This window comes from Mycobacterium sp., from assembly GCF_032162105.1.
Taxonomy (GTDB): Bacteria; Actinomycetota; Actinomycetes; order Mycobacteriales; family Mycobacteriaceae; genus Mycobacterium.
Map to the genome: position 1 here is coordinate 1 of NZ_JAVRPS010000053.1, position 18,804 is coordinate 18,804.

Below are 18,804 nucleotides of genomic sequence, written 5' to 3' on the forward strand. Positions count from 1 at the left end.
TGATCGAGCATCAACGGCGCGTCGGCCGTCATCTCGCGGACGTGGGGACGCTTGTCGTCGAGCACCCGTAGCGGGTTCAACCGAGCGCGTCGCTGTGTTTCTTCGTCCAGGTCCAGCTTGAACAGGAAGTCCTGCAATAGTTCCCGGTACTGCGGGCGGCACGTGTCGTCGCCAAGCGAGGTGATCTCGAGCCGGAAGCCGTCCAGCCCGAGGGACCGGAACCCGGCGTCGGCGACGGCGATCACCTCAGCATCCAGCGCCGGGTCGTCGACGCCGATGGCCTCGATGCCCACCTGCTGCAGCTGCCGGTAGCGGCCCGCCTGCGGGCGCTCGTAGCGGAAGAACGGGCCTGAGTAGGCCAGCTTGGCGGGCAGTGGCCCGCGGTCGATGCCGTGCTCGATGACCGCGCGCATCACCCCGGCGGTGCCCTCCGGCCGCAGCGTGACGGACCGTTCCCCGCGGTCGGCGAACGTGTACATCTCCTTGCTGACGACGTCGGTCGACTCGCCGACGCCCCGCGCGAACAGTGCGGTGTCCTCGAAGATCGGCAGCTCGACGTAGCCGTAGCCGGCCACGCGCGCAGCCTCGAGCAGCCCGTCGCGGACCGCGACGAACTGCGCGGACTCGGGCGGTAGGTAATCGGGGACGCCCTTGGGCGCCTGAAACTCAGTCACTTACGACAAACCTTCGAGGAATGGGTTGGTACGACGCTCGGCGCCGATGGTGGTCTTCGGGCCGTGCCCAGGTAGTACCACGGTGTCGTCGTCGAGCACCAACAGTTTTGTCACGATCGAGCCGAGTAGGTCGCGGCCACTACCCCCCGGCAGGTCGGTGCGGCCGATCGATTGCCTGAACAGGGTGTCGCCGCTGAACGCCATGTCGGTCGGGCCATCCGCAATGCGGAAGACGACCGACCCCTTGGTGTGGCCAGGGGTGTGGTCGACGGTCACCGTCATGCCGCCGAGCTCGATCTTGTCGCCGTCGCGGTCCAGCTCGACGAGTTGGTGGGGTTCGCGGAACAACGCGCCGAAGGCGACCTGCGCCAGCCGCGGACCGAAACCCTTGATCGGGTCGATCAGCATGTGCCGGTCCTCGGGGTGGATGTACACCGGGCAGCCGTACGTGTCGGCCACCTTCTGCGCCGACCAGATGTGATCGATGTGGCCGTGGGTCAGCAGCACCGCCGCCGGAGTCAGCCGGTTCTCGTCGAGAATGCGCCGCAGCGGCCCGAAGGCACGCTGGCCCGGATCGACGACGACGGCGTCGGCCCCGGCCCGTGGCGCAAAGACGTAGCAGTTGCACTGCAACATCCCGGCAGGAAACCCCTTGAGCAACACGTCGCCCAGTTTCCCACCTCGCGATCCCATGGGTCGCGGCACCTACGCTCAGCATTGCCTGGCACACTCGTTGCCGACCGTGAGCACGGGAGACGACGACTGAGGAGGACTGCTGCAGTGCCGACCAACGAACAGCGGCGAGCGACGGCCAAGCGCAAACTCGAGCGGCAGCTCGAACGGAGGGCCGCCCAGGCACGCCGACGGCGACTCTTCACGATCATCGGCGCAGCGGTCGGCGCGATCCTGCTGATCGGGGCCGTGGTGGCCACCGTGATCGTCACCAACAAGGGCTCCAACAGCAACACCGCCTCGGCGGACACCCCGACGTCGTCGACCTCGGCGCTGCCTGCGCCCCCGGCGGACGGAAAGCTCCCACCGTTCACCGCGCCGGCCGATCTCGGCGCGAACTGCCAGTACCCGGCGGCCGAGGCCGCGAGCAAGAAGGTCAACCCGCCGCGGACCGGCAAGGTACCGACCGATCCTGCGCAGGTCAGCGCCAGCATGTCCACCAATCAGGGCAACATCGGGCTGCAGTTGGACAACGCCAAGGCGCCGTGCACCGTCAACAGCTTCGCCAACCTGGCACAGCAGGGCTACTTCAACGACACCCCCTGCCACCGGCTGACCACGGGCGGGCTCGCGGTCCTGCAGTGCGGTGACCCGACCGGGCAGGGCACCGGCGGACCCGGCTACCAGTTCGCCAACGAGTACCCGACCAACCAGTACCAACCGGACAACCCGGCGTTGCAACAGCCGGTGCTGTACCCGCGCGGGACGTTGGCCATGGCCAACGCCGGACCGGGCACCAACGGCAGCCAGTTCTTCCTGGTCTACCAGGACTCGCACCTGCCGCCGAACTACACCGTGTTCGGCACCATCGACCAGACGGGCCTTGCCACCCTGGACAAGATCGCCGCGGCCGGTGTCGACGGCGGAGGCGGCGACGGCAAGCCGAAGCTGCCGGTGCAGGTCAAGTCGATCCAGCTGGACTGACGCCGCATTCGGCGCGATTCGTGGAATGTGACCGGCGGTATGCGCCGGTGAGGCTCCCCGAACCGCGCCGTCGGCAACAATGTCACCGTGACCACCCCGCCCTCGCCGTACGAGTACCCGCCGCCACCGCCGTACGGCCCGGCGGGCGGCCCCTACGGGTATCCCCAGCCGCGGCCCACGAACGGCATGGCGATCGCATCGCTGGTCTGCGCGTTTCTGTTCGCGCCCCTTGGCATCGTGTTCGGGCACGTCTCGCTGTCGCAGATCAGGCGTACCGGTGAGGAGGGGCGGGGGCTGGCGATCGCCGGCCTGGTGATCAGCTATCTGCTGACCGTCCTTGCCGTGCTGCTCGTGGTGGCCACCATCGTCTTCGCGGCGCTGGCGGTACAGATGACCAATTGGCTGGGAGTGCCCTTCAGGCCCAACCCGAACTACCCCGGTCCGACCGGCTCGCCCATGCCCGACAGCACCCTGCCGACGTTCAAGCCGCCCGCCACGCTGGGCTCCAACTGCCAGTATCCGGCCACGACGGAGAAGGCGAGCAAGCCGAACACGCCGCCGCAGCAGGGGCGGGTGTCGACGACGCCGGCGACGATCGACGCGACGGTCGTCACCAACGAGGGTCCCATCGGCTTGCAACTCGACAACGCCAAGTCGCCGTGCACCGTCAACAACTTCGTCAGCCTCGCGCAGCAGGGCTACTTCGACGGCACGCCATGCCACCGGCTGACCACGTCGAGTGTTCTCGGCGTGTTGCAGTGCGGCGACCCGACGGGGCTGGGCACGGGTGGGCCCGGCTACCGGTTCCCCAACGAGTACCCCACCAATCAGTACAAGCTGTCCGACCCCGCGCTGAGGGAGCCCGTGGTGTACCCGCGCGGCACGCTGGTGATGGCCAACGCCGGGTCGGGCACCAACGGCAGCCAGTTCTTCTTGGTGTACCAGGACTCGATGCTGCCGCCGACGTACACGGTGTTCGGCACGATCGACGAACCGGGCCTGACCACCGTGGAGGCCGTCGCGGCCGGAGGCGTTGAGAACGGCACCGACGACGGCAAGCCCAAGACGAACGTGACCATAGAATCGGTTCGGCTGGGTTAGGCCGGACCGGCTTCCCGGTTCGCGCTTCTCACAACGGAAGTCAGCAGTCCCGGCACGGCGGCGTCGACCTGATCGGTGCGCAGGCGCTGGTGGGTCTGCCCGTCGATGACAAGGCGCTCGGTCAGCCCGGCCTCGCGCAGGATCTTGAAGTGGTGCGTCGCGGTCGACTTGTTGATCCCGTCGTACAGCCGGGCGCACGCCATCGGGGAGCCCGCGTTGCGCAGCCGACGGACCATCTCGAGCCGGACCGGATCGGCGAGTGCGGCCAGCACCTGCTGCACGCTGCCGACGCGGTTCTCGGCGAGCTCGCCGAGCTGCGGTTGCGTCATGCTGTGGCCTCCGTCACCGCAGGTTTGACGTTCATCGAACCGAGCGTACATTCGATCCGGTTCGACGTTCATCAAACCTACCTCGGCTGGAGGGATCGTGACGGTGGTCGTAGCCGACCGGCTGACCGGCCAGACACAGCGTGGGGCCTACTCGCTGCTGCTCGTGCTCAGCGGCGTCGCGCTGGGCGTCTCCGGTCTGCCCGCGCCGCTGTACGGCATGTACGAGGAGGTCTGGCACCTCTCCCCCTTGTCCACCACCGTGGTGTTCGCCGTCTACGCGGTGGCCGCGCTCGGAGCGGTGCTGGTGTCGGGCCGCATCTCCGACGTCATCGGCCGCAAGCCGGTCCTGCTTGGCGCCCTGCTGGCGATGATCGTGGGTCTTGGCGTGTTCCTCATCGCCGACAACATGGCCCTGCTGATGGTTGCGCGCGCCATCCACGGCGCCGCGGTCGGTTCCATCGTGGTGGCAGGCGCGGCGGCGCTGCTCGACCTGCGACCCGACCACGGTGTGCGATCCGGCCAACTCAGCGGCATCAGCTTCAACATCGGGATGACGGTGGCCATCGTGGGCTCGGCGCTGCTGGCCCAGTACGCCCCGCATCCGATGCGCACGCCGTACGCGGTCGTCGCGGTGATCTGCGCCGTGGTCGGCGTCGGCATCATCGCCCTGCGCGAGCCACACTCAGCGCGCACGCGTGGCCCCATCCGGATCGCCAAACCGGCCGTGCCGCGCGAAATCCGCGGTGACTTCTGGTTCGCTGCACTCGGCGTCATGGCGTCCTGGTCGGTGCTCGGCGTTCTGCTCTCGCTGTACCCGTCGCTGGCCGCCCAGCAGACGAACGTGCACAACCTGGTGTTCGGCGGCGCCGTGGTCGGCATGACGGCGTTCGCGGCCGCGCTGGCCCAGATGTTCGCCACCCGGGTGCCCGCGCGCCGGGCGGCGATCGTCGGCGACGTCGGCATGGCGCTCGCGCTGGTGCTGACGATTCCCGTACTGGCAACCCACAATTGGCCTCTGGTGCTCGCGGCCGCCGCGCTGCTGGGCGGGACGTTCGGTCTCGGCTTCGGGGGCTCGCTGCGGCACCTGTCGAACGTCGTGCCGGCCGACCGGCGCGGCGAGACCATGTCCGCGTACTACCTGCTCGCCTACACGGCCATGGCGGTCCCGACCATCGTGGCGGGCTGGGCCGCGACGCGGTGGGCGCTGAGTGCGGTGTTCCCCTGGTTCGCGGGAGGGACGGCCGTCGCCTGCCTGGTCGCGGCGGTGGTGGGTGCGATCAGCACCCGGCGTCGTCAGGCCGCAGACGTCACGCGGTAGACGTCGTACACGCCCTCGACGTTGCGGACCACGTTGAGCACGTGCCCCAGATGCTTGGGGTCGCCCATCTCGAAGGTGAACCGGCTGATCGCCACCCGATCGTTGGACGTGGTCACCGATGCGGACAGGATGTTGACCTTCTCGTCGGCCAGCACGCGGGTGACGTCCGACAGCAGCCGGTGCCGGTCGAGTGCCTCGACCTGGATGGCCACCAGGAACACCGACGACGGCGACGGCGCCCACTGGACCTCGATGATGCGCTCCGCCTGCTGTTGCAGCGACGTGGCGTTGGTGCAGTCGGTGCGGTGCACACTCACACCGCCACCGCGGGTGACGAAGCCCATGATGTTGTCGCCGGGCACCGGAGTGCAGCACTTCGCCAGCTTGGTCAGCACGCCGGGCGCCCCTGGCACGGCGACACCGACGTCGTCGTTGGTGCGTTGCCGCACCGGCATGGTGGCGGGCGTGGACCGCTCGGCGATCTCGTTCTCGGCCTCCTCGTCACCACCGAGTTGGGCCAGCAGACGCTGCACCACGTGGCGCGCGGACACGTGCCCCTCGCCTACCGCGGTGTACAACGCCGACACGTCGCTATAGCGCAGTTCCCTGGCCAGGGCCGCCATTGATTCGGCATTCATCAAGCGCTGCAACGGAAGTCCACCACGGCGTACCTCGCGGGCGATGGAGTCCTTGCCCGACTCCAGCGCTTCCTCGCGCCGTTCCTTGGCGAACCACTGCCGGATCTTGGCCTTCGCGCGCGGCGACACCACGAAGCTCTGCCAGTCGCGCGACGGCCCGGCGTTGAGCGCTTTCGACGTGAATACCTCGACGGCTTCGCCGTTCTCGAGCTTGCGCTCCAGCGCCACCAGGCGGCCGTTCACCCTGGCACCGATGCAGCGGTGCCCCACCTCGGTGTGCACGGCGTATGCGAAGTCGACCGGCGTCGACCCGGCAGGCAGCGTGATGACGTCACCCTTCGGGGTGAACACGAAGATCTCCTGCACCGCGAGGTCGTAGCGCAGCGACTCGAGGAATTCACCTGGGTCGGCGGCCTCCCGCTGCCAGTCGAGAAGTTGACGCATCCACGCCATGTCGTCGATCTCGGCGGCGGCGTGCCCGGTCGGAACTCCGTTGCGCCCCTTGACTTCCTTGTAGCGCCAGTGCGATGCGATGCCGTACTCGGCGGTGCGGTGCATGTCGCGGGTACGGATCTGCACCTCCAGCGGCTTGCCCTCGGGACCGACGACGGTGGTGTGCAGCGACTGGTACACCCCGTAGCGGGGCTGGGCGATGTAGTCCTTGAACCGGCCGGCCATCGGCTGCCATAGCGAGTGCACCACGCCGACGGCCGCGTAGCAGTCGCGGATCTCCTCGCACAGGATCCGCACGCCGACCAGGTCGTGGATGTCGTCGAAGTCGCGGCCCTTCACGATCATCTTCTGATAGATCGACCAGTAGTGCTTGGGCCTGCTCTCCACGACCGCGTTGATCTTCGACGCGGACAGGGTGGCGTTGATCTCGGTACGCACCTTGGCCAGGTACGTGTCGCGCGACGGCGCCCGGTCGGCCACCAGACGCACGATCTCCTCGTACTTCTTCGGGTGCAGGATCGCGAACGACAGATCCTCGAGCTCCCATTTGACGGTGGCCATGCCCAGCCGATGGGCAAGCGGCGCAATGACTTCCAGCGTCTCGCGGGCCTTGCGGGCCTGCTTCTCGGGCGGCAGGAAGCGCATCGTGCGCATGTTGTGCAGGCGGTCGGCGACCTTGATCACCAACACCCGCGGATCGCGGGCCATCGCGATGATCATCTTGCGGATGGTCTCGCCTTCGGCCGCGGTGCCAAGCACCACCTTGTCCAGCTTGGTGACACCGTCGACCAGATGGCCTACCTCGCTGCCGAACTCGGCGGTCAGCGCCTCCAGCGTGTAGCCGGTGTCCTCGACGGTGTCGTGCAGCAGCGCGGCGATCAGCGTGGTGGTGTCCATGCCGAGCTCGGCCAGGATGTTGGCCACCGCCAGCGGATGGGTGATGTAGGGGTCGCCGGACTGGCGCAACTGGTCGGCATGCCGTTGCTCGGCGACCTCGTAGGCGCGCTGCAGGATCGCCAGGTCGACCTTGGGGTAGTTCTCGCGGTGCACGGCCACCAACGGTTCGAGCACCGGGTTCACCGCGCTGCGCTGCGCCGTCATGCGCCGCGCCAGCCGGGCCCGTACCCGCCGTGACGCGCTCGTGGTGGTCTTCGGGGAATCGGTGAGGGCGGGTTCAGGCGTGATGACCGGCATCGGCTGGGTCTGCGTCAAGGCGTCATCCGCCATCGCACACACCTCCTGCCAGGTCGATCACTTCCTCGAGGATATCCCTCACCCCACGTACAGGCTGGTGACAGTCAGCGGTTGCAGCCTTTCACGCCCACCGAGCGCACTCAGCTCGAGCACCACGGCGGCACCTGTGACGACCGCACCGGCCTTGCCGAGCAGCCGCACCGTTGCCGCGATCGTGCCTCCGGTGGCCAGCACGTCGTCGATGATCAATATCCTGCGTCCGGCCAGGTCGATGCCGTCGGCGGGGACCTCCAGCGTGGCCGTCCCGTATTCGAGGCTGTAGGACTCGGAGTGGACGGGCGGCGGCAACTTGCCGCCCTTGCGGACGGCCAGCACGCCCGTCCCGAGTTTGGTCGCGACGGCAGCGCCGAGCAGAAAGCCGCGCGCGTCGATGCCCGCGACCAGGTCGGCGCCCTCGGCGATGGCCGCCAGTGCGTCGGTCACCGTCGCCAGCCCCCGCGCGTCGGCCAGCAACGGGGTCAGGTCCTTGAATTGGACGCCGGGCTCCGGAAAGTCGGGAACCTCACGGGTGAGCGAGGCGATCACCGCCGCCACGTCGCTGAAATCTCGCTCCCCGCCCATCACATTCCCCGGGTCGCTTCGCTCTCCCCCGCAAGCGGGGGGACCCCCAGCACCGGCGCTCACTTCAACGCCCATCGGTCCATGTTCCAGCCTGCGCCCCAGCGCGTCGGATTGCTGCTCACGGCATACATCTTGGTGGACGTGACCAGGGTTCGCTGCTGGCGGTACAACGGAAGCGTCGGCATGTCGTTCCACAGCAGGGGGCTGCTCTCCCCCAGCAGCCGCGCCAACTCCTTGGGGTCCGAGGTCACCGCCAGCGCGTTGATGACACCGTCCACCTGTTCGTTGGAGTAGCCCGACAGGTTGTTGCCGTTGCAGCTGTGCAGGTCGTGGGCGTCCATCGACGACGATCCGGTGGAACCGCTGCCCGCCGCCCCGCCGGTACTGGCCACGAGCACGTCGATCTGGTTGTCCCGCAATGTCTGCGGGCCGACGGAGTCGGCGCCGGCATCCTGCACCGTGATGCCTGCGGCGGCGCAGGACCTGGCGATGGTTCCCACCGTGGCGGCGAGTCGCGCGTTGGGGCTCTGGTATCCGATGCGCACGGTCAGCGGCCGCCCGTCGATCGCCGCCCGCGCGGCGTCCGGGTTGGCGACGTTGAACTGGTCGGATTCGGGTGAGCTCTCGGCGGCGGTGATCGAATCCTCTGCCGCGGGGTTGAGCCGGCTGTTGGCGATCGGCACCTCGGCGTTGCGGGCGATCACGTCGCGCGGCGTGCACAGCGCGACGGCGCGGCGGGCCGCCGGATCGGCCAGCGGTCCCGCCGGCGCGAAGATGAGCTGCTCGATGCCCGCCGACGGGCTCTCGGTCCTCACGTAGTCGGCGGGCAGGTTGAGCGTGCCGGACGACCCGGTGGCGATGTCGACGACGTCGAACGAGCCCTGGTTGACCCGGTCCTGGATGTCGGCGCCGCGCGGCCAGACGACGATCTTGCCGGTGACGGGCTTGGCGCCCCACCACTTGTCGTTCGCGACGAGCACGACGGCGCCGTCACCCGTCACCGAGTCGAGTTTGTAGGGCCCCGAGGACGGGAACCGCTTGAGATCCAGATCCGGGGTGAGGTTCCAGGTGGTGTTCCACAGGGCGGCGATGCGATCGATGGTCGGCGCGTCGCCCGTCTGCACTGCGGTGGTGACGTCCACGCCGAGTTCGTCGGCGATCACGTGCGACGGCATCATCGTCGTCGCCGCGAACAGCTGACCGAAGTCGACGAAGGTGCGGTCCTGGGCGAACGTCACCCTGGCCTTCTTCTGCCCGGATGCGCAGTCGACCGTCGCGACGTCGCGGTAGCCGGCTCGGCTGGCCGCGTCGAAACCCGGGAAGCGTCCCGACTGCGCCGCCCAGGCCAGCACCATGTCGTCGCAGGTGACGGGCTTGCCGTCGGAGTACACCGCGTTATCGCTGATCTGGTAGTCCAGCACCAGCGGCGAGCGGCCGACGACGGCGACGGTGCCGAAGTCGCGGTCGCCGACCACCTGGCCCTCCGGACCGTGGTAGTTGAAGCCGATCAGCACCCGCGCAAATGCCTGCGGCCCGGCCGACGCCGCGCCCGCCACCGTGTTGGTGTTGTAGGTGAGGAGCGTCCCGTCGACGGCGTAGTCGATCTCGTCGGCGGGGCCTCCCGAACATGCGGACAGGCCGAGCGCGCCTATCAGCGACAGCGTGGCCGCCAGGAGGGCGGCACGCCGGGACCGGGGGGTCATGGGGCTACCGCCTGGTACTCCGCTTACCCGACGGCCTCCCGGTGGGACGGATCGGCTTCGCCCCGGGTGCGGGCTTGTCGGGCGCGGCCACGGCGGTGGCCACGGACGCCCCGACGGTCTCGGGCTCGGCGGCAGCGGCGGTGGCGTCCTCGCCCCCGGTCTTGGCGGCCGCGCCGCGGCGCCGGTTCATCACGCGGCGGGTGTGGGCGCGGACGATGTCGGTCCGTTCGCGCATGGTCACCAGGAGCGGCGTGGCGAAGAAGATCGACGAATAGGTGCCGACGATGACGCCGACCAGCTGCACCAGTGCGAGGTCCTTGAGCGTGCCCACACCGAGCATCCACACCGCGACGACGATCAGCGACACGATGGGCAGAACCGAGATGAGGCTGGTGTTGATCGACCGCATGAAGGTCTGGTTGATCGCGAGGTTCGCCTGTTCGGCGAAGGTCCTTCGGGTGGTGTGTTCGAAGCCGTGGACGTTCTCCTCGACCTTGTCGAACACGATGACGGTGTCGTAGAGCGAGAAGCCGAGGATGGTCAGCAGTCCGATGACCGTGGCCGGGGTGACCTCGAATCCGACGATCGAGTAGACGCCTGCGGTGGTGAGCAGGTCGAACACCAGCGCAGCGAGCGCGGCCAGTGCCATGTAGCGCTCGTACCGCACCGCGATGTAGACGGAGACGAGCACCAGGAACACGACCAGCGCGATGAGCGCCTTCTTGGTGATCTGGCCACCCCATGTCTCCGATACGGCGGAGTCGCTGATCACCTGCTTGCTGGGCTGACCATCGGCGCCCTTGGGCTGGAAGGTGTCGAACAGCGCGTTGCGCAGCTTCTCCGTCTCGGCGTTGGACAGCGTCTGGGACCGGATCTGGATGGTCGCCGACGCGCCGTTGCCGACCACGACGACCGAATCGGGCGCCTGGCCCACCGTCTTGCTGAAGACGTCCTCGACCTGCTGGGTCGACGCCTCACCGCGGGGGAAGGACACCTTGGTGCCGCCCTCGAAGTCGATGCCGAACGTGAAGCCGCGGATCAGGATGCTGACTAGCGCGATCAGCACGATCAGGCCGCTGATGCCGAACCACAGCTTGCGCTTGCCGACGACGTCGAACGCGCCGGTGCCGGTGTAGAGCCGAACGAAGAACCCGTGTCGCAGTGCGCCGGACGTGGGCGCGGTCAGCTCCACACCCGTCGTGGCGAGGTCGTCGTCGGCGGTGGCGGTGTCCACGTCGGTGACGTCGTCGACGGCGTCGACGTCCTTCTGGTGCTTGGCGGCCATGTCGCTACCTCCCTCCCGCCACGGTTGCGGCTGCGCGGCGCTCCCGTGCAATCTGTTGCACCGCGCCGAGCCCGTTGAACGCCGGCTTGGACAGCGTCGTGGTCTTCGATGCCAGGTAGACCAGCGGCCAGGTGACCAGGAACACCACTACCACGTCGAGGATGGTGGTCAGGCCCAACGTGAACGCGAAGCCCTTGACCTGTCCGACGGCAAGGAAGTACAGCACCGCCGCGGCCAGGAAGCTGACCGCGTTGCCCGACAGGATGGTCTTGCGGGCGCGCGCCCAGCCGCGTGGCACGGCCGAGCGGAACGAACGCCCTTCGCGTATCTCGTCCTTGATGCGTTCGAAGAACACCACGAACGAGTCGGCGGTGGTGCCGATGCCGATGATCAGGCCCGCGATCCCGGCCAGGTCGAGCGTGTAGCCGATGTATCTGCCGAGCAGCACCAGGATCGCGAACACCATTGCGCCGGAGGCGACCAGTGACAGCGCCGTGAGCAGCCCAAGCACCCGGTAGTAGAGCAGCGAGTACAGCAGCACCAGCGCCAGGCCGATGGCACCCGCGATCAGGCCTGCCCGCAGCGACGTCAATCCCAGTGTCGCGGAGACGGTTTCGGCCTCTGATGACTCGAACGACAACGGCAGCGAGCCGTACTTGAGTACGTTGGCCAGTTCGCGTGCCGAGTCTGCGGTGAAGTGGCCCGTGACCTGAGTGCGTCCGCCGGGGATCGCCTCGTTGATCACCGGGGCGCTGACCACCTGCGAGTCGAGGACGAACGCGGTCTGGGTGCCGACGTTGGCGGCGGTGAAGTCCGCCCAGACGTTGGAGGCGTCGCTCTTGAACTCCACGTCGACGACGTACTCTCCGCGCTGCTGGTCCAGCCCCGAGGTCGCGTTCTGGATCCCCTCACCGCTGATGATCGACTTGTCCAGCAGATAGACCTCTTTGTGGTCCTGTGAGCAGGTCACCAGCGGCAGGTTGGGGTCGTCGTTGCCTGCCAGCACGTCTTCGCCGCCGCAGCGGGTGGCCTGGAACTGCAACGCCAGGACCTGAATCTGCTGATCGGTGCTCTGCCGGAGCGCCTTCTCGTCGGCGATGCGCTGCGCCAGGTCGGCCCGCGGGTTCGGCGGCGCCGGCGGCTTCGGACTTTGCGGGGCGGGAGCCGGGCCGGGCGCGGGCGAAGGTGCCGGTGTGGGCGACGGCGGCGCCTCCGGGTACGGCCGTGGCTGGGGTGCAGGCTCCGCAGGCGCGGGCTGTGCCGGGGGTGCCTCGGCGCCCGGCGGCACGGGGCGGGGCGGTTGTCCCGGATTCGGCGCCGTGATCGGAGCCTCCGGCTCCGCAGGGGCGATCAGTGGCGGCATGCCCGGCGCGCCGCCAGGAATCCCCGGTGCGCCAGGCAGTCCCCCCGGTACGCCGGGCAGTCCCGGTGCGCCAGGAGCCCCACCCGGCGGGGCCTGCCCGGGCGCCGGCTGCTGGCCTTGGGCCGGGATCGCGTGGATCACCGGTCGGATGTAGAGCCGCGCGGTCTGTCCGAGGTTGCGGGCCTCATTGCCGTCGTTGCCCGGCACCGTGATGACCAGGTTGGACCCGTCGACCACGACCTCCGAGCCGGAGACACCCAGCCCGTTGACGCGGGCACTGATGATGTCCTGGGCCTGCGCCAGGGCCTCGCGGGTGGGGGCCGAACCGTCGGGGGTGCGTGCAGTTAGCGTGACGCGCGTCCCGCCCTGCAGATCGATGCCGAGCTTGGGCTTGGCTTGCTTGTCACCGGTGAGGAACACCAGGAGATAAACACCGATCAATAGAACAAGGAAGAGCGTCAGGTAACGGTACGGGTGCACCGGCGTTGAAGACGATGCCACGTTGCTTGGGTCTCCTCAGGTCTGTACGGCAGCACCGCAAAGGGTACGTGGTCGGGCTGAGACCTCAATCGTCAGTCGTCAGTCTTTGGTCTGCCGGTCCGATTCGATGACGGCACCACTCTCGGTGATCTCCGACGGACTCGACGATGCCTCGGGCGTTTCGTCGATGTCGTCGTCCTCATCGTCGAAGTCGTCGTCGGCGTCGATGCGGTCGCGGACGGCCAGCTTCATCCACGTGGTGACCACACCCGGCGCGATCTCCAGGTCGACGGTGTCGTCACCGAGGCCGACGATGGTGGCCCGGAGCCCCGACGTGGTGTGAATGCGGTCCCCGACGGTCAGCGACTCGTGCAGGTCGATGGTGGCCTGCATGGCCTTCTTCTGGCGGCGCGAAGCAAAGAACATGAACGCGCCGAGGATGATGAGCAGGGGCAGGAAGACGACGAGGTCCATCTCAGCAACTGTCTTTCGTGTCGGTCTTGCGGGTGGCAGCCCCCGGACGGACGGGTCACCGGGCGGCCTCTTGGTCATCCAGTGTGCCATCACGGCAGCCGGCGGCCGACCGCCCCGTCAGCGGTCATGGCTGTTAGCACCGCTAAATGCTCGGCCCGGTCTGCGCCGGTGGACCATGTGCCACGGCAGCCGTCAACCACCGAATACGCGCCATTCACCCGCTCTGAGTGCGCATTCCATGCCCGACCGCGGCCCGAACCGACGCTTTCCGGTCGCGCAGAACCCTCCGCCGACTAGGCTCTGACTGGACGCTTCGACGTCGTCTGGGCGTCCCGTCGCCACAACGCCCCCACCCTCGCAGGAGTCAGACGTGAGCACCCTCGAACAGAGCCGCTACCTGGCCACCACCATTCCCGGCCCCAAGTCGGCGGCCCTGATCGAACGCAAGGCCGCGGCCGTATCCACCGGCATCGGGACCACCATGGCCGTCTATGCGGCGCGCGCCGGTGGCGGCATCGTCGAGGACGTCGACGGCAACCGGTTCATCGACCTGGGCTCGGGCATCGCCGTCACCACCGTCGGCAACTCGTCCCCCCGGGTCGTCGACGCGGTCCGCGCCCAGGTGGCCGACTTCACCCACACCTGCTTCATGATCACGCCCTACGAGGAGTACGTCGCGGTCTGTGAACACCTCAACCGGCTGACTCCCGTCCTTGGCGAGAAGCGTTCGGCACTGTTCAACTCCGGGTCCGAGGCGGTCGAGAATGCGATCAAGATCGCCAGGTCCTACACCCGCAGGCAGGCGGTGGTGTCGTTCGACCACGCCTATCACGGCCGCACCAACCTGACCATGGCGTTGACTGCCAAGTCGATGCCCTACAAGCACGGCTTCGGTCCGTTCGCGCCGGAGATCTACCGCGCTCCCATGTCCTATCCCTTCCGGGATGCGGAGTTCGGCAAGGAATTGGCCACCGACGGCGAGCTCGCCGCCAAGCGGGCGCTGAGCGTGATCGACAAACAGGTCGGAGCCGACAACCTGGCCGCGGTCATCATCGAGCCGATCCAGGGCGAGGGCGGCTTCATCGTTCCGGCGGAGGGGTTCCTGCCAGCGCTGCTGGACTGGTGCCGCGAGAACGACGTGGTGTTCATTGCCGACGAGGTGCAGACCGGGTTCGCGCGCACCGGCGCCATGTTCGCCTCCGAGCACGAGGGCATCGACCCCGATCTGATCGTCACGGCCAAGGGCATCGCCGACGGCATGCCGCTATCGGCGGTCACAGGGCGCGCCGAGATCATGAACGCGCCACACGTCAGCGGGTTGGGCGGCACCTACGGCGGCAACCCGGTCGCCTGCGCGGCGGCGTTGGCCACCATCGCGACCATCGAGGCCGACGGACTGGTCGCGCGCGCAGGTCAGATCGAGACCTTGATGAAGGACCGGCTGCACCGCATGCAGGCCGACGACGACCGGATCGGCGACGTCCGCGGGCGCGGCGCGATGATCGCCGTCGAACTGGTGAAGTCCGGCACCACCGAACCCGACGCCGACCTCACCAAGGCGCTGTGCGCGGGCGCGCACGCCGCAGGCGTCATCGTGTTGTCCTGCGGGACGTTCGGCAACGTCCTGCGCTTCCTGCCGCCCCTGACGATCAGCGACGAGCTTCTCGAGGAAGGCCTCGACGTGCTGGCTCTGGTCCTCGCCGACCTCTGACCGTCTCGACTGGATTGGAGCTGGTCTCGTGACGACCGTGCAGAACTTCATCGGCGGCGAGCTGGTCGATTCGGTGAGCGGCGCGACGATGCCGCTCGTCGACCCGTCCACCGGCGAAACCTACGGCACCGCACCGATTTCCAACGAACAAGACATCGACAACGCTTACGCCTCGGCCGCGACGGCGTTCAAGGATTGGAAGCGCACCACGCCGTCGCAACGGCAGAAGGCACTACTTGCCTTCGCCGACGAGGTCGAGAACGCCGCCGACGATCTGGTGGCCGCCGAGGGTCGCAACACCGGAAAGCCCAACCACGTCACGATGGCCGAAGAGATTCCGCCGATGGTCGACCAGATCCGCTTCTTCGCCGGCGCTGCGCGGGTCTTGGAGGGCAGATCGGCCGGCGAGTACATGGAGGGTCACACGTCGTGGATCCGGCGTGAGCCGGTCGGCGTGATCGGCCAGGTGGCGCCGTGGAACTACCCGATGATGATGGCGATCTGGAAGTTCTGTCCCGCCGTGGCCGCGGGCAACACCGTGGTGATCAAGCCCAGCGACACCACGCCGGTGACCACCGTGATGCTGGCCGAACTGGCCACCAAGCACCTTCCACCCGGTGTGCTCAACGTCGTCACCGGTGACCGGGTGACCGGCGCAGGCGTCGTCGCTCACCCGACGCCGGAGATGGTCTCGATCACCGGGTCGGTGGCCGCGGGCCGCGCGGTCGCGGTGAGCGCGGGCGGCCACCTCAAGCGCACCCACCTGGAACTCGGAGGCAAGGCGCCGGTGATCGTGTTCGGCGACGCCGACATCGCCGCCGCCGCAGAGGGAATCGCCACGGCGGGCTACTTCAACGCCGGGCAGGACTGCACCGCGGCGACCCGGGTGCTGGCGCATGCCTCGGTGGTCGACGACCTCACGGCCGCACTCGCCGAGCAGGCCGCGGGCGCAACGACGACCTTCGGCCGCCCCGCCGACGACGAGGACGCCTGGGTGCCCCCGGTGAACAACGTCAACCAGATGGAGCGCGTGCTGAGCTACTTCGACGACGTGCCCGACCACGCGACGATCGCGATCGGCGGGCACCGCCAGGGCGACAGCGGCTTCTACGTGGAGCCGACCGTGATCGGCGGCCTCAAGCAGGACGACCGGCTGATCCAGACCGAGGTCTTCGGGCCGGTGATCACGGTGCAGTCGTTCACCGATGAGAACGAGGCACTGGAGAAGGCCAACGGGGTGGAGTTCGCCCTTGCGTCATCGGTGTGGACCAAGGACGTCTCGACGGCGATCCGGATGTCCAACGCGCTGGACTTCGGCTGCGTCTGGATCAACACCCACATCCCCCTGGTCGCCGAGATGCCCCACGGTGGCTTCAAGTCCTCCGGGCACGGCAAGGACCTGTCGATGTACGGGCTCGAGGACTACACCCGGATCAAGCACGTGATGGTCTACACGGGATAGGTCGTCCTAGTGGGCGGTGCCGGTGTGGCGGCGGCCGAACATGCCGACCCGGTTGCGCCACCCCAGCGACTGCGTGGGCTCGTCGTCGTCCATCACGGCCGCTGACGGTTCCCGCTCCATCGCGACGGGTCGACGGGCGTACTCGACGTCACGCACGGAGCGGACGGACACGCGGCCCAGGGCGAATGCACCCAGGAACACGATCAACGCGCCGAGTCCGTAGAAGTACGACAGCTCGAGCCAGACGCGTTGGGTGTCACTGGACGCGACGGGCGTGCCCACGTCCCCCAGCGCCAGCGGACCGGCGAACGCGCGGCCGACCACGAACCACGCCCCAGCAACGACGGTCAGCCAGCCGCCGAGCATGGCGGCTGCACGGTTGCGCGAAACCAGCAACAGCACGCCGCCCAATGCCGTCGCGGCCCCTGGCAGCACTTCCAGCCACCCTCGAGCCGCCGACCAGTCCTGGCCGGGGCTGAAGGAGAAGTCGAAGTGGGGGCCGACGAACGGAACCGCCGCACCCCAGATGCCAAGCAGGATCAGCAGGAATCCACTGGCTGCGCCCCGGCTGCGCGGCATGCGCAGTCGGCCGCCTCGGACCCGGTCGCGAGTATCGATGTCGTTCACGTGTTCCTCCTCAGTCGCCTGCAGACATACCCATCCGGCGCTGGCGCCAACCAGGGCGGTCGGAGCGCCGCTGCCTGGCCCGGAACGCCGCCATCGGCCAAATGTCGCTCAACACGCCAGCAAAGGTTGTTTTTCTCGGTAGCATGCGTTCGTCGGGGGGTTACCACGACGAGCTTGGACAAATTCAGGCCGTGCGTCCGCACCGTCTCCGCGGCCAGGGCGACGACCACAACGAGTGAGTGCAACGCAGTGGACTGGATGCGTCGGTGGTGGCGACAGCCCGATCATTTCGCCTGGCTGTCGGGGTATCTGGCTGCACGCAACCTGCAGCGCTTCACCCGGTACATGATTGCCTGCACCGTCTTCATGCTCGGCCTCGCACCCTTGCTCACGCTGCTGGGCACCGCCAGCCCCGACGACGTGCTGTTTCGCGTCGGCGCAATGGCGATAATCGCGTGCTGCGCGGTCATGGCCCTGCTGTGGCTCGCCCGGTGGCCGACCCGTGCTCAATCGACGACGTTCGCGATCACGTCGAACGCGTGCATCGCAGCGTCATGCGTCACCCAGCCCAACCCCGCAGAGGGCATTCAGGGTGCCACCGCATTCGTAGCGCTCGCCGGTTACGTCGCGTTCTTCCACACCGGCCGATATCTCGCCTTGACTCTTCTCGTGGCGACGATTACCGCAACGATCCTGGCCATTCAGCTCAGCGAATCCGTCGGCCTTGCGCTCACCCTGAGCAAACTCGTCGTGCTCTTCGTGAGCGTCCTGGCGGTGCCATTCTCCGCCCAGGTGCTGGTGCACATCCTTGGCACCGACGCACTCAAGTCCGACACCGATCCCCTGACCGATCTGCCCAACCGGCGCGCCTTCCACCGATCGGTGCGGGCGATGGCGGCGGAGTCGATCGGCAACGGCTCGGCCGTCCTTGCGGTCGTGATGGTGGACCTGGATGCCTTCAAGCGCGTCAATGACACCGCGGGGCATGCCGCTGGCGATCAGACCCTGATCGCGGTGGCGGGCATCCTCAGGCGTACGCGCCGGGGCAACTCGGTCACGGCTCGCGTCGGCGGCGAGGAGTTCGTGGTCGCAGTGGTCGACGCCGAACAGAGCGCAATCGGGATGGCGGAACGACTGCGTCGCGAGATCGGCGAGTTGTCGTGGAACGTCACGGCCAGCATCGGTGTGGCCACGGCCTCACTGGCGCGGGTCCCCGAGGCCGGGGTGCGAACCCTCGTCCAAGGTCTGGTGGAGTCCGCCGACCGGGCCATGTACAGGGCCAAGCGCGCGGGCGGCGACCGGGTGTACGTCGTGGGCCGACTTGGCGAGGGCTACGTCAGCAGCCCGACCGCGAGCAGGACGACGGCCACCAACGGAAACGCACCCTGGACCACCGCCGAGCGGGCCTTGTCCGGCGACGACACCAGGAGAACGACGGCGGCAGCCAGCATCGACCCGACACCGGCGAAGGCCAGGGCCGCGCCGACCGGCATACCTCCCGAGATCGTGAACCCGACGCCGATCCCGGTGACGATCGCCAGGAAGAGGTTGTAGAACCGTTACACCTGAGTGAGCGATAGTGATCATTTCAGGCGCTCTCCTTGCGGAGTTCCTTTGTCGCGGTTGCGACTCCGGTTTTGGCCTCATTGCTCGTGGCCGCCCGTTGTCGGGTGGTCTTACGTGAGCTCCCCAGGCCGCCGGTGGTTCCGAAGGTC

Annotated in this window: 15 protein-coding genes and 2 pseudogenes; 6 read left to right on the plus strand and 11 right to left on the minus strand. The window is 68.2% G+C overall.

Going from position 1 to position 18,804, the window contains the following annotated elements; all coding sequences use genetic code 11:
• Positions 1-674: ATP phosphoribosyltransferase regulatory subunit (locus QOC69_RS02605; RefSeq protein ID WP_526436057.1), on the minus strand; the 674-nt coding region annotated here is incomplete at its 3' end.
• Complete coding sequence (locus tag QOC69_RS02610) at positions 675-1,337, minus strand: MBL fold metallo-hydrolase (RefSeq protein WP_526436079.1); 663 nt, start codon at positions 1,335-1,337, stop codon at positions 675-677.
• Between the two features lie 117 nt (positions 1,338-1,454).
• Between QOC69_RS02610 and QOC69_RS02615 the strand changes: the two genes are divergently transcribed.
• On the plus strand, positions 1,455-2,330 hold the full coding sequence (locus tag QOC69_RS02615; RefSeq protein WP_526436059.1) for a peptidylprolyl isomerase: 876 nt from the start codon (positions 1,455-1,457) through the stop codon (positions 2,328-2,330).
• Between the two features lie 87 nt (positions 2,331-2,417).
• A complete protein-coding gene (locus QOC69_RS02620; protein WP_526436061.1) occupies positions 2,418-3,431 on the plus strand; it encodes a peptidylprolyl isomerase in 1,014 nt (337 codons plus the stop codon).
• Here QOC69_RS02620 and QOC69_RS02625 read toward each other — a convergent pair.
• The gene (locus tag QOC69_RS02625) at positions 3,428-3,760 is read right to left on the minus strand and encodes an ArsR/SmtB family transcription factor (RefSeq protein ID WP_526436063.1); all 333 of its coding nucleotides are present in this window, start codon (positions 3,758-3,760) and stop codon (positions 3,428-3,430) included. The two genes, QOC69_RS02620 and QOC69_RS02625, sit on opposite strands and share 4 nt — an antisense overlap.
• A gap of 103 nt (positions 3,761-3,863) precedes the next feature.
• Here QOC69_RS02625 and QOC69_RS02630 point away from each other — a divergent pair, with 103 nt between their 5' ends.
• The gene (locus QOC69_RS02630; RefSeq protein WP_526436081.1) at positions 3,864-5,078 is read left to right on the plus strand and encodes an MFS transporter; all 1,215 of its coding nucleotides are present in this window, start codon (positions 3,864-3,866) and stop codon (positions 5,076-5,078) included.
• Here the strand turns inward: QOC69_RS02630 and QOC69_RS02635 are convergent.
• The 6 genes from QOC69_RS02635 to yajC all read right to left on the minus strand — a co-directional run bounded on the left by QOC69_RS02635 (position 5,054) and on the right by yajC (position 13,289).
• On the minus strand, positions 5,054-7,363 hold the full coding sequence (locus QOC69_RS02635; protein ID WP_526436083.1) for a RelA/SpoT family protein: 2,310 nt from the start codon (positions 7,361-7,363) through the stop codon (positions 5,054-5,056). The two genes, QOC69_RS02630 and QOC69_RS02635, sit on opposite strands and share 25 nt — an antisense overlap.
• Positions 7,364-7,441: 78 nt before the next feature.
• Complete coding sequence (locus QOC69_RS02640; RefSeq protein WP_526436065.1) at positions 7,442-7,984, minus strand: adenine phosphoribosyltransferase; 543 nt, start codon at positions 7,982-7,984, stop codon at positions 7,442-7,444.
• Between the two features lie 59 nt (positions 7,985-8,043).
• Positions 8,044-9,687, minus strand: coding sequence for an ABC transporter substrate-binding protein (locus tag QOC69_RS02645; protein WP_526436067.1), 1,644 nt, complete (start codon positions 9,685-9,687; stop codon positions 8,044-8,046).
• A 4-nt stretch (positions 9,688-9,691) separates the two neighbouring features.
• Positions 9,692-10,972 carry a protein translocase subunit SecF gene (gene secF / locus QOC69_RS02650; protein WP_526436069.1) on the minus strand — a complete coding sequence of 427 codons (1,281 nt, stop codon included), beginning with the start codon at positions 10,970-10,972 and terminating at the stop codon, positions 9,692-9,694.
• A 4-nt stretch (positions 10,973-10,976) separates the two neighbouring features.
• The gene (secD, locus tag QOC69_RS02655) at positions 10,977-12,836 is read right to left on the minus strand and encodes a protein translocase subunit SecD (RefSeq protein ID WP_526436071.1); all 1,860 of its coding nucleotides are present in this window, start codon (positions 12,834-12,836) and stop codon (positions 10,977-10,979) included.
• A 78-nt stretch (positions 12,837-12,914) separates the two neighbouring features.
• On the minus strand, positions 12,915-13,289 hold the full coding sequence (gene yajC, locus QOC69_RS02660; protein ID WP_526436073.1) for a preprotein translocase subunit YajC: 375 nt from the start codon (positions 13,287-13,289) through the stop codon (positions 12,915-12,917).
• Positions 13,290-13,659: 370 nt separating this feature from the next.
• Between yajC and gabT the strand changes: the two genes are divergently transcribed.
• Both gabT and QOC69_RS02670 read left to right on the plus strand, forming a co-directional pair.
• Complete coding sequence (gene gabT / locus QOC69_RS02665) at positions 13,660-15,000, plus strand: 4-aminobutyrate--2-oxoglutarate transaminase (RefSeq protein ID WP_526436075.1); 1,341 nt, start codon at positions 13,660-13,662, stop codon at positions 14,998-15,000.
• A gap of 28 nt (positions 15,001-15,028) precedes the next feature.
• On the plus strand, positions 15,029-16,462 hold the full coding sequence (locus tag QOC69_RS02670; RefSeq protein WP_526436077.1) for an aminobutyraldehyde dehydrogenase: 1,434 nt from the start codon (positions 15,029-15,031) through the stop codon (positions 16,460-16,462).
• Positions 16,463-16,468: 6 nt separating this feature from the next.
• Here QOC69_RS02670 and QOC69_RS02675 read toward each other — a convergent pair whose 3' ends face one another.
• The gene (locus QOC69_RS02675) at positions 16,469-17,041 is read right to left on the minus strand and encodes a hypothetical protein (protein ID WP_526436085.1); all 573 of its coding nucleotides are present in this window, start codon (positions 17,039-17,041) and stop codon (positions 16,469-16,471) included.
• A 516-nt stretch (positions 17,042-17,557) separates the two neighbouring features.
• Here QOC69_RS02675 and QOC69_RS02680 point away from each other — a divergent pair.
• A pseudogene (locus QOC69_RS02680) lies at positions 17,558-18,388 on the plus strand (GGDEF domain-containing protein); the annotation flags it as partial.
• Positions 18,389-18,420: 32 nt separating this feature from the next.
• Here the strand turns inward: QOC69_RS02680 and QOC69_RS02685 are convergent.
• Positions 18,421-18,645, minus strand: a pseudogene (locus tag QOC69_RS02685) (DUF1304 family protein); the annotation flags it as partial.
• Positions 18,646-18,804: the final 159 nt, after the last annotated feature.

Coding starts and splice junctions, on each gene's coding strand:
- QOC69_RS02625 (WP_526436063.1), bottom strand. CDS start 3,760: ATGACGCAACCGCAGCTCGGCGAGCTCGCCGAGAACCGCGTCGGCAGC.
- QOC69_RS02635 (WP_526436083.1), bottom strand. CDS start 7,363: ATGCCGGTCATCACGCCTGAACCCGCCCTCACCGATTCCCCGAAGACC.
- QOC69_RS02640 (WP_526436065.1), bottom strand. CDS start 7,984: ATGGGCGGGGAGCGAGATTTCAGCGACGTGGCGGCGGTGATCGCCTCG.
- QOC69_RS02645 (WP_526436067.1), bottom strand. CDS start 9,687: ATGACCCCCCGGTCCCGGCGTGCCGCCCTCCTGGCGGCCACGCTGTCG.
- secF (WP_526436069.1), bottom strand. CDS start 10,972: ATGGCCGCCAAGCACCAGAAGGACGTCGACGCCGTCGACGACGTCACC.
- yajC (WP_526436073.1), bottom strand. CDS start 13,289: ATGGACCTCGTCGTCTTCCTGCCCCTGCTCATCATCCTCGGCGCGTTC.
- QOC69_RS02675 (WP_526436085.1), bottom strand. CDS start 17,041: ATGCCGCGCAGCCGGGGCGCAGCCAGTGGATTCCTGCTGATCCTGCTT.